We start from the raw sequence: 10383 nt of genomic DNA on the forward strand, positions 1-10383 counted from the left end.
TCAAAATGCTTTTGTTTATATATGAATTCCAAACTTATATACCTCTGATTTGTGTAGGTTTCTTTCCTTCGCAACTTTTTTTATTGCTTCTTTTTTATTTAATCCTTGATTTATATAATCTTTTATATGATCCTCAATACTCATATCTACCCACTTAGATTTCATTTCTTCCATAATCTCAGTCTTACTTTTTCCTTCTAACACTAGTACATATTCACCCTTAGGCTTATTTTCTTTATAATGGTCTATACACTCTTCTAATGTTCCCCTTAATATAGTTTCATGAAGTTTCGTAAGCTCCTTGCATATTGCAATATTTCTATTACCTAAGTTATCTTTTAAGAAATTTAAAGTGGATTCTAATCTATGTGGCGCCTCATAGAATATTAAAGTTTCTTGCCTATCTGCTAACCCCTCTATAACCTCTTTTCTATCCTTATTTTCTCTAGATAAAAATCCTACAAATAAAAATTTATCTGTATTTAGTCCAGAATAAACTAGCGCAGTAGTAATTGCTGTTGCTCCAGGATACACTTCAAATTCTATATTTTCTTCAATACATCTTTTCACTATAATAGCACCTGGATCTGAAATTCCTGGAGTCCCTGCATCGCTTATTATAGCTATATTTTTGCCTTCTATTAATCTATTTATTATGTCCTCACTTTTCCCGTTCTCATTATGTTTATGATAACTTATCAATGTTTTTCTTATGTTAAAATGATTTAAAAGCTTTAAACTCTGTCTTGTATCTTCACATGCAATTATATCTACACTTTTTAAAGTTTCAAGGGCCCTAAGAGTTATATCTTTTAGATTTCCTATTGGAGTAGGTATTAAATATAATTTACCACTCACTTTTACTCACCTCTTCTATCCTTTGTCTTATTAATCTAACCATTGTGAATTATACATTGCTTTAATTTCCTCTGAATAAGAATCATCCTCCATATGTACATATAATGGATCTTCTATTTTTAAGAATGCTCCCCCATCCCTTTGTCCTTCTACTAATAATATATTAGGTGCCTTTCCTGGTTTAGGATGAATAAATCTTATTCTCTTTGGTTCTATTTTATACTTTCTCATAAGAGTAAATATATCTACTATTCTATCTGGTCTATGTACCATAAAAAGTTTACCATTATCCTTTAATAACGTCCTAGCTGCGATTATAACATCTTCTAATGTGCAGCATACCTCATGTCTAGCAATGGCATTCTTATCACTGTCATTGAGTATACCAGAGCTATATAACTTATATGGTGGATTTACAGTAACTATATCTACTCTACCTAATGATTTTAAAAGTTCCTTATCCTTTAAATCCCCTTCTATGAACTTAATCTCATCACTAAAATTATTATACATAGCAGTTCTATTTGCCATTTCAGCAAACTCTCCTTGTATCTCTACACCCTTTATTACTCCACATTGACTCTTACCTTTAATTATAAGTGGAATTATTCCTGTTCCACTACACAAGTCAATAACAGTTGCATTTTTTTTTACCTTAGAAAAATTGGCTAAAAGTACTGCATCAACTCCAAATCTAAATCCCTCTTTTTTTTGTATGATATGAATACCCTTTAATTGTAAGTCATCTAACGTTTCATCTATGTTTATTAAACTCATAATATAAAATTCCTTTCTAATACCCAGATTACACATATCTTATTATATAATAAGTTGCTATGTTTTTCATCTTATCCATAATATCTATAAAATAACTACTAATTATCCAAAAATTTATTCTTAAAATTACAAAATCCCCTTGAGTAGTTATAAATATTTAACTATCAAGGGGAAATCTTTTAATTTTTACATACTATAATATAGGGGGATGCAATATGTTTTTTCTAGTATTTTATAAATAATATATACTAAATAAAACATATTGCATTTAGGGTTTATATTTATGATTTAATTTGTCATTTATCCGATGACTACCAGCTCTAATACTCCCATCTTTTTCAAAGTGGGAGTAAAGAGCTGCTACGTCCCTGGATAACGATTTCTAAAGCTTCGAAGAAGCTAAGAACTCTGTTTATATTATTACCAACATTAATAGGAATATACAATTATATTTAACTTATTACTTAAGTAGCAGTAATAACTAATGGTTTAATTTAATATAATACAATAATCATTCAGTATAATCAATTAAGAAAGGTTTGCATTATGGAAATATTATTTTACCCATTTTCATCAATAGATTTTCAATCAAGTACTTCTATATTGTTAGATGCATCATTTTTGTTAAGTTTAGTTTATGATGATGATATAAAACATACTGAATGTATAGAAGTATTCAGAATATTACTCAATAACCAGTGCAAACTTTTAGTTACAAATATAATTTCTGCTGAAGTTTTAAATCAAATTATGTATAAAATATTTATGATAGATATACGTCACAAAATTGATAAAGAAAGCGCCTTTAATTCTCAAACAAATATAAAACAAATTATATCATCCTTTAGTAAATATGATAGAAAAATTATAAAGGATAAAAGAATAGATAAGCTAAGAGAAATTCCCTATAAAAAGTATTTTGATAACCTATCTAAAAACAGTTCTAAAAGAGATCTGCTAAGTATTTATTATAAAACTGCTGTAACCATGCACAATCAACTTGAAAACACCGTTAAATACGAATATGTTGAAATAAATAAGCTCTGTATGAGTAAGACTAAAGAAATAATGATTAAAAACCTATTGTCTATAAATGATGCTACACATATAGCTACTTGTATATGTCATAATATACATTATTTATTAACTCTAGATAGTGACTTTGTTTATGCCAATTGTGATTCTGTTAAAATATTAAAAATATAGCCATGTAGTATTTCTACATGGCTATATTTCAGCCTATAAAACCTTAAAACTGTTTTATAGGCTATGGTATTACTTCAGATATCTCCTTAATCTAAAGTTAATTTATTCGTATATTATTTATTAGGTATACATAAAGTGTCTTCAACTTTTATTGTATCCTCATTTAGGTTATTATGTGCTTTAATTAATTCAATTCCATCCATTATATCCATATTGGATAAATACTCCTTAGATATGCTAAATAATGTATCGCCTGATTTAACAACATACTTAATGTGATCAGTATGTTCTGCTGCATTAGCTGAAGCTACCTCTTCTGATTTTTGGTCTGATTTTTTTTCTCCTGTTACCAATGAAGTTTCATAAGATATAATAAGTTTTTGTCCTGATGAAATAGTATCATCTTTATTCATATTATTTCTTGTTAATATTTCTGCTACTACTTCATTTGGGTCAGAGCTTGGCATGTAAGTTCTAGCTATACTATAAAGTGTATCATTAGCTTTTACTGTATAGTATCCTTCTTTTACTTCTTCCATACCTGTATCTTTTTTATCTTCTTGTCCTAGTGTAGTTTTATCATTGCCCTTTGTGCTATCAGTATTCTCTTTATTTTCATTTATAGCTTCATTAGTCTTTGAGTTAGTTGTTGTAGCTGGTTTGTTACTAGTTTCTTTATTTTGATCTTTATTTCCTATATAGCTTACAGAAAAAAATATTCCACCCAAAACAATTGCACAGCTTATAGCTATTATTATTTGTTTTTTAAATTTCATAATTAACACCTCTCTATATTTTAATACTACTATTTAAATAATTAACAAATTTATATAAAATATACATGTTTAATTAATTTTGTTTATTTTTATGCAAAAAAAATCCTTGTAGCTTTATATCTACAAGGATTCTGAGTACTTATATAACTGTATAACCACTATTCTCTATGGATTCAATTATATCCTCTATGTTTATAAAATAATTGTCATAAACAATTTCTACTTCTTTTTTAACTTTGTGTATTCCACAGGCTATAACCCCTTCATTGGCGGATATGGCATTCTTAACTCTTGTAACATCTTTACTTGTAACCATATCACAAACTTTAAGTGTAGTCTTCATATCCTTCCTCCTAATTTTCTTTAAATAGCTCTTTAATTAGTGTAGGGTCTTCAGCTTGATTTTCTAATTCCTTTAAATCAATTTCATTAATTATATCTTCATAGCTACCAGATATTAATGTTAAATCATTTATACTAACTACTTTAATATCATCTTCACCATCTTTTATGTTTACTTTTACTTTTACCGCCTCTTTAACTACACTATTAGAAACTACTTCTCCTTTTCCATAGCATGTATCTACTATAGAACCTACCTTAGGTAATCTTTTTCTTATCCCTTCATATGTTTCTTGCTCATAATTTAAACAACACATAAGTCTTCCACATATTCCTGATATTTTAGTAGGGTTTAAAGATAGGTTTTGTTCCTTTGCCATTTTTATTGATACTGGGGCAAATTCACCTAAAAATGTAGAGCAACATAAACTTCTTCCACAAGGTCCAAGACCTCCAGTCATCTTAGCTTCATCCCTAACACCAATTTGTCTTAATTCTATTCTAGTTCTAAAAATTGATGCCAGATCTTTAACTAATTCTCTGAAATCTACTCTACCATCTGCTGTAAAATAGAATATTACTTTATTATTGTCAAAAGTATATTCTACATCTATAAGCTTCATAGTTAAATCATGGGCCTTTATTTTCTCAAGACATATCTTAAAAGCTTCTTCTTCCTTTTCTTTATTAGTTTTATTTGCATTTATATCTTCCTCTAAAGCTTTCCTTATCACATTCTTTAAAGGAGCTACAATTTCACCTTCTCTGAGCTCTTTCATTCCAACTACACACTCACCAAACTCAATTCCTCTTGCGGTTTCAACAACTACAAAGTCACCTTTTTTTATATCCAAATCACCAGGATTAAAATAATATATCTTACCTGCCTTTTTAAATCTTACTCCTATTACTGTTATCATATTTAAACCTCCTGCATTCTCAAAACCATCGTTATAAATGCCAATGACGAGTTTACATTATTTTTTAAAGTTTTTCTTGTATCATCTACAACTTTAATCATACCATTTAATTTACTTAATGAAAATATATTAACTAAATCTTTAATATCGGATATTTTATCAATATTTATTATAATCTCTTCATCTCCAACTTCTTTATAAATAATTATATCTCTTATTATGGTTATAATTACATCTAAAATATCCTCTTCCATATTTTTATAATCACTAAAAAACTTTTCATATAATAAAGAAGTTTCATAATCTTTATCCTTAATTTTATATATAAGTTCAAAAATTGTATTTCTTATTAAACTAAAATCCTCATTTTCTATTAAACTCTCTGCTTTTCCTGGTATTCCTTTTGCAAAAGAAATAGCCACTAACATCTTATTTTCTTCAATTCCTGTATATCTATTCTTAAGAAATAAAATCATCTCTTCCTTTGATAGTGGTTTTAGTTTATGTATGCCACACCTGGATTTAATTGTATCCAACATGCTTTCTAATTCTTCACATAATATAAATATATAAACATTAGCTGGTGGTTCTTCTATAGTCTTTAAAAATGCATTTTGTGCTTGAAATGTAATCTTATCACCGTTGTCTATGATAATAACCTTTCTATCCCTCTCAAAAGGTTTCTTATTACATTCTTCTATAATAGTCCTAATAGTATTCACTCCTATGGATGCTTTTCCCTTATCTAAAGACCAATTAATTATATCTACATGTTCTCTTACTTCATCTATTCCTAAGAGCCTTGATGCTATAAATTTAGCTAAGACACTTTTCCCTATACCTTTTTCTCCAACTAGTATATGAGCATGAGTAAATTTATTATTATTAATTGCTTCAATTAAGCTATTTTTTATATTTTCATGACCTATCATACTCATTTGCTCCTTCCTATATAATAAATAATGTACAATAAGTTTAACCTATTGTACATTATTTTACTTAAATATATTATACTCTTAAAAACTTATCTACATCAACAACAAATATAGTAGCACCACCTATATTTACCTCTACAGGATACGGAACATATACTCCTGTAGATCCAGCAACCGGAGAAGGTGATGATATAAGTTGTTTTCTAACTTTGCAGATTTCTTCTATATATCCTAAAACAGTATCAACTTTCTCTACCTCTACACCTATCATTAATGTGGTATTTCCAGCTTTTAAAAATCCACCTGTAGTTGCAAGCTTTGTAACCCTTAACCCATTCTCTGTTAAGATATCGATTAAATCCATAGCATCGTCATCTTGAACTATCGCAATTATTAATTTCATATAATACCCCTCCTAAATATTTATTTATGCTCTATATAGGATTCAACTCTATTTACTATGTTCCTATAAATATTTTCTATAGAGTCGTCTCCATTTATTAATTCTATTTTATCATAAATACTACTAATTTTTGAATATCCTTCAAAAACTTTTTTATGAAAATCCATACCAACATTCTCAAGTCTATCTAATTCCCGTTGATTTTTCTTTCTTCCAATTCCTTTATCATATGGAATACTTATCATAAATACTAAATCCGCTTCAAGTCCACCTAAAGCACAATCATTTATAGATTTGACAGTGTCTATTCCCAAATCTCTAGCAATTCCTTGATAAACTATAGATGAATATACAAATCTATCACATAAGACTACCTTCCCTTCAGCAATTGCAGGCTTTATTACCTCTTTTATAAGCTGAGCTCTCGCCGCAGCATATAGTAAAGCCTCACACATGTTATCCATTTCTTGGTTAGCATTATCTAAAATTACCGCCCTAATTTTTTCGCTAATTTTAGTTCCTCCAGGTTCTCTCGTTCTTATAACTTCAATACCCTTATCTACAAAATATTTTTCTAATAATTCTATTTGTGTAGATTTTCCACTACCATCTGGACCTTCTAATGCTATTAATAACCCTTTATTCAAAAAACTTACCTCCAAACTTATCTTTTCCTATAGTTTCTTTGCTATTTTATTATAATTAAGTTATTTTCCTTCACTCCTAATAATGTAACATTATTATCTATATAATATCCTATTATATCAATAATATCTTTCGTAATAATCTCTCCTGGCATTATTAGTGGTACCCCAGGTGGATATGGGACAATAGCTTGTCCGCACACTTTATTTACGGAATCTTTAATACTACACTCAACTTTTTTCATATTTAGAGTTTCCCATGGTAATTTATCTATTAGTGGAATTTCATACTGCATAGGCTTTACATATTCATCTACTAAAGTATCCTTATTGCACTCTTTTAGTATTCTATAAAGTTTATCAAAATCATCTCTGGTGTTTGAAGTAGCAAAAATCAATACTACATTTCTTGAGTCACTCATTTCACATTGAATCTTATTAACTTTTAAATAATCTAGTAATAGATGTCCACTAAATCCTTTAGGTACATTTATAACATATCTAGTTTTATCTATATATACCTTATTTCTAGTTGATGAACTTTTCTTAATTATATCATGCTCATCTATTATATGATAAAAATCAATGTGATTTATTTTTTTTCTATATTCCTCACATAAATTAATTAATATACTGTAATCCTTACTTCCATACTTCTGTAAATAATATCTACTATAATCCATGCTGGCAAGAAATAAATATGAAGGACTCGTTGTCAAAAACATGCTAGTATAGAAGTTAACCTCATCTAAAAGATCATCACAATTAACGTGTAAAAATGATGTTTGTGTTAAGCTTGGTAATGTTTTATGAGCACTTTGAACAACCATATCGCAACCTAGCTTAAGCGGATTATCAGGCAATTCATCTATAACTCCAAAATGTGCTCCATGAGCACAATCTATTAATACCTTCATATTATATTTCTTGGCTTCTTTTACTATTTCATCTAACTCTGTACATATGCCATAATAATTAGGGTATGTTAATAATATTCCCCTAGCATCTTGATTTTCCTTTATTAATTTATATAGATGCTTCTTATTAATAGAAAAAGGAGCATCATATTTTTCATTTACCTCATTCATAACATATATAGGCTTTAACTTACGTAATATTATACTATTGAATACTGATCTATGACAGTTTCTTTCTACGATTATTTTTTCGCCTTCTTTAAATGTAGCAAATATCATAATCATGTTTCCTGATGTACTTCCATTAACTAAAAAGTAAGATTTTTTACTCCCATAGTAATTAGCAAGTTGTTCTTGTCCTTCTTTTATTATGCCTGTAGGATTATGAAGATTATCTAAGCCCTCTACCTCAGTAATATCAAAGTTAATGAAATTATCTAATAAAATCTTTCCTTCTTTTGTATCTTCATATGCTTTTCCCATTTTATGTCCAGGCATAGCAAAATAGCTATTTTCTTCTTTTTTATATTTCAATAGTGAATCTACTATCGGTAATCTTGGCACTTATCACTCACTCCTCTTGGTATAAGTTGAACTATATTCTTTTTAATACAGTTCTTATAAAATTCATAAAAATCTGTACTAGTTTCTATTGTTAATAATCTTCTTTCACAGTTCTCACAAATTCTTCGTCCATATATAAGTATACCATTATCTAGAGGCTTTCTGCATATAATACATTCCTTATTCATATTTTTCCCCCTCAAAATTTATCCAATAGAACTTGTTAGTCTATTATTATATTGTCTTTGAATAAGTCAACTTAGTTAAAATAGAGTAATCCTTCTAAGTTTTATCCATGTTAAGACTGTCTTAATTATCGCCCCTTATAATATATTTTATTCATGAAATCCTTTTTTTTATTTTGTCCAAAAAAAAAATTTCATCTTATAATTCATACTTTTTCTACCTTAAATAACATCAAGTATAATGTTAATAAATTAATAAACCCATATATCTATTAATCTACATAAATTGTCTAATTTTCTTGTATTCATAAATACATTTAATAAAAAACTTATTACAAATATAGATACTATTAAAATACTATTTATCTATAAATTTGTTACTGGATAATATAGATATATGTGCACATACTAATTACATAAGGTCAGATATTGATAATATTAGTATCTATAAAATTGTAGGGAGGGTTACAATTGAAACAAAATGTTCTAAGTTTTTTATCTACTATAAGATCTGAAATCCTAGATATTAATAAATTTTTATATGAAAATAGTGAAAACTGTTTTAATGAATATAAATCATCAGATTACATTATAAAACTTTTACAAAAATATAATTTTAATATTGAAAAAAATTTCATAGATATTCCAACTGCATTTCGTGCCAGAATTGGACACAGCCATCCTGAGATATGTTTTATATGTAAATATAGTAGTGGAAGTGATGATGGTCATGTTTTCGGTAATAATGCCAATGCTACTATGTCTTTAGGTGCAGCCATAGGTTTATCTTCTGTCATTGACAAAATAGGAGGTTCTATTCTAGTAATCGGATGTCCAGGGAAATACTCCAATGGTTCAGAAATTATAATGACAAAAGAAAATGTATTTGAAAATTGTAGTGTAATTTTTGCTCCTCATGTGGATAATATAACATCTATTAATAATACTTCTCAAGCATGCACAACCTTACAGCTTGATTATAATAATTTACTTGTTTCTAATGATAATGCTAACCAAAGTTCATTAGATGTTTGTCTACATACAGTACACTTTATAAACGAGTTAGTTAAAAACATCTCAAAAGAATGTTATATGGATCATTTAAATCTTACCTGTGATAATGCATTAGTTGAATATCCTTCATCTGCTAAGGTTAAATTTGAAATTAAATCAAAAGATCATAAGTTATGTCATAAAATCGAAGAAAATATAAGAAGCTATATTAAATGCATAGAAGATATCATAAATATAGATTGCTCTATTAAGCTAATTGAGCTTCCTTGCAAAGAACTTTTAGATAATAAAATAGTAAATAAATTATTTGAAAATAACTTAAAAGAAACTGGATTAATTGAAATGAACTACGGGAAAAAAATGCTATATCCCTTAGGAATTGGTACTGTAAGTCATACTACGCCTACTATATATCCGTCTATATCAATAGTAAGTGATCCATCAATTCACTGTCCATCAAAACAGTTTATGGATTTAACATTAACAGAATATGCTAAATGTAATATATGGAAAGCTATTGAAGCCTTAATTTTAACTTCTATAGATTTAATTGAACGCAAAGATTTAATCTATGAAAGCACTACCTCTCTCTCTAAAAACATTTCTAAAACTTTATAATGGAATAAAAGTGAATTCTTATGTAACATACTATATAAAAATTTATATACTAAATCTAATAATGATATACTATGATTTAATAAGTAAATAAAAAGACTTGTAAACAATATGTTTACAAGTCTTTTTGGAGGCGCCACCCAGATTTGAACTGGGGATAAAGGCTTTGCAGGCCTCTGCCTTACCACTTGGCTATAGCGCCAAACTGGTGGCTCGAGCAGGAATCG

Annotated in this window: 12 protein-coding genes and 1 tRNA gene; 2 read left to right on the top strand and 11 right to left on the bottom strand. The window is 28.0% G+C overall.

All coding sequences use genetic code 11. The features are described 5' to 3' along the window. Positions 1-15 precede the first annotated feature (15 nt). Complete coding sequence (rsmI, locus tag B2P65_RS17110) at positions 16-858, bottom strand: 16S rRNA (cytidine(1402)-2'-O)-methyltransferase (RefSeq protein WP_346877485.1); 843 nt, start codon at positions 856-858, stop codon at positions 16-18. 30 nt (positions 859-888) lie between these two features. Next, a complete protein-coding gene (locus B2P65_RS17115; RefSeq protein ID WP_346846919.1) occupies positions 889-1635 on the bottom strand; it encodes a tRNA1(Val) (adenine(37)-N6)-methyltransferase in 747 nt (248 codons plus the stop codon). A 546-nt stretch (positions 1636-2181) separates the two neighbouring features. Here B2P65_RS17115 and B2P65_RS17120 point away from each other — a divergent pair. Continuing rightward, the gene (locus B2P65_RS17120; RefSeq protein ID WP_035130799.1) at positions 2182-2841 is read left to right on the top strand and encodes a type II toxin-antitoxin system VapC family toxin; all 660 of its coding nucleotides are present in this window, start codon (positions 2182-2184) and stop codon (positions 2839-2841) included. A gap of 113 nt (positions 2842-2954) precedes the next feature. On the opposite strand, the gene B2P65_RS17125 is transcribed toward B2P65_RS17120, so the two are convergent. From B2P65_RS17125 to B2P65_RS17160, 8 genes are all read right to left on the bottom strand, one after another. Continuing rightward, entirely contained in the window at positions 2955-3617 is a 663-nt protein-coding gene (locus B2P65_RS17125) for a LysM peptidoglycan-binding domain-containing protein (protein ID WP_346846917.1), read from the bottom strand. A 139-nt stretch (positions 3618-3756) separates the two neighbouring features. Further along, positions 3757-3960, bottom strand: a complete 204-nt coding sequence (locus B2P65_RS17130) for a heavy-metal-associated domain-containing protein (RefSeq protein WP_346846916.1) — start codon at positions 3958-3960, stop codon at positions 3757-3759. Between the two features lie 10 nt (positions 3961-3970). Next, a complete protein-coding gene (locus B2P65_RS17135; protein WP_346846915.1) occupies positions 3971-4879 on the bottom strand; it encodes a stage 0 sporulation family protein in 909 nt (302 codons plus the stop codon). 2 nt (positions 4880-4881) lie between these two features. Continuing rightward, the gene (locus B2P65_RS17140) at positions 4882-5817 is read right to left on the bottom strand and encodes a DNA polymerase III subunit delta' (RefSeq protein WP_346880625.1); all 936 of its coding nucleotides are present in this window, start codon (positions 5815-5817) and stop codon (positions 4882-4884) included. Positions 5818-5887: 70 nt separating this feature from the next. After that, on the bottom strand, positions 5888-6217 hold the full coding sequence (locus B2P65_RS17145; protein WP_035130781.1) for a cyclic-di-AMP receptor: 330 nt from the start codon (positions 6215-6217) through the stop codon (positions 5888-5890). 20 nt (positions 6218-6237) lie between these two features. Continuing rightward, a complete protein-coding gene (gene tmk / locus B2P65_RS17150) occupies positions 6238-6864 on the bottom strand; it encodes a dTMP kinase (RefSeq protein WP_346846913.1) in 627 nt (208 codons plus the stop codon). A 41-nt stretch (positions 6865-6905) separates the two neighbouring features. Next, a complete protein-coding gene (locus B2P65_RS17155; protein WP_346880626.1) occupies positions 6906-8342 on the bottom strand; it encodes an aminotransferase class I/II-fold pyridoxal phosphate-dependent enzyme in 1437 nt (478 codons plus the stop codon). After that, positions 8324-8530, bottom strand: coding sequence for a sigma factor G inhibitor Gin (locus tag B2P65_RS17160; RefSeq protein ID WP_035130775.1), 207 nt, complete (start codon positions 8528-8530; stop codon positions 8324-8326). The genes B2P65_RS17155 and B2P65_RS17160 overlap by 19 nt, the downstream gene beginning before the upstream one ends. A 468-nt stretch (positions 8531-8998) precedes the next feature. On the opposite strand from B2P65_RS17160, the gene B2P65_RS17165 reads away from it, so the two are divergent. Beyond that, complete coding sequence (locus tag B2P65_RS17165) at positions 8999-10159, top strand: hypothetical protein (RefSeq protein WP_346880627.1); 1161 nt, start codon at positions 8999-9001, stop codon at positions 10157-10159. A 125-nt stretch (positions 10160-10284) separates the two neighbouring features. Here B2P65_RS17165 and B2P65_RS17170 read toward each other — a convergent pair. After that, positions 10285-10358: transfer RNA gene (locus B2P65_RS17170), tRNA-Cys, on the bottom strand. Between the last annotated feature and the right edge of the window lie 25 nt (positions 10359-10383).

The sequence above is a fragment of the Clostridium sp. UBA3061 genome (assembly GCF_002367465.1).
In the GTDB taxonomy this organism is placed as follows: Bacteria; Bacillota; Clostridia; order Clostridiales; family Clostridiaceae; genus Clostridium_J; species Clostridium_J sulfidigenes.

Excerpts from the sequence above, each read along its gene's own strand:
- B2P65_RS17125 (WP_346846917.1), bottom strand. The coding sequence starts at position 3,617 with ATGAAATTTAAAAAACAAATAATAATAGCTATAAGCTGTGCAATTGTT.
- B2P65_RS17145 (WP_035130781.1), bottom strand. The coding sequence starts at position 6,217 with ATGAAATTAATAATTGCGATAGTTCAAGATGACGATGCTATGGATTTA.
- B2P65_RS17160 (WP_035130775.1), bottom strand. The coding sequence starts at position 8,530 with ATGAATAAGGAATGTATTATATGCAGAAAGCCTCTAGATAATGGTATA.
- B2P65_RS17130 (WP_346846916.1), bottom strand. The coding sequence starts at position 3,960 with ATGAAGACTACACTTAAAGTTTGTGATATGGTTACAAGTAAAGATGTT.
- B2P65_RS17115 (WP_346846919.1), bottom strand. The coding sequence starts at position 1,635 with ATGAGTTTAATAAACATAGATGAAACGTTAGATGACTTACAATTAAAG.
- B2P65_RS17120 (WP_035130799.1), top strand. The coding sequence starts at position 2,182 with ATGGAAATATTATTTTACCCATTTTCATCAATAGATTTTCAATCAAGT.
- B2P65_RS17135 (WP_346846915.1), bottom strand. The coding sequence starts at position 4,879 with ATGATAACAGTAATAGGAGTAAGATTTAAAAAGGCAGGTAAGATATAT.
- B2P65_RS17140 (WP_346880625.1), bottom strand. The coding sequence starts at position 5,817 with ATGAGTATGATAGGTCATGAAAATATAAAAAATAGCTTAATTGAAGCA.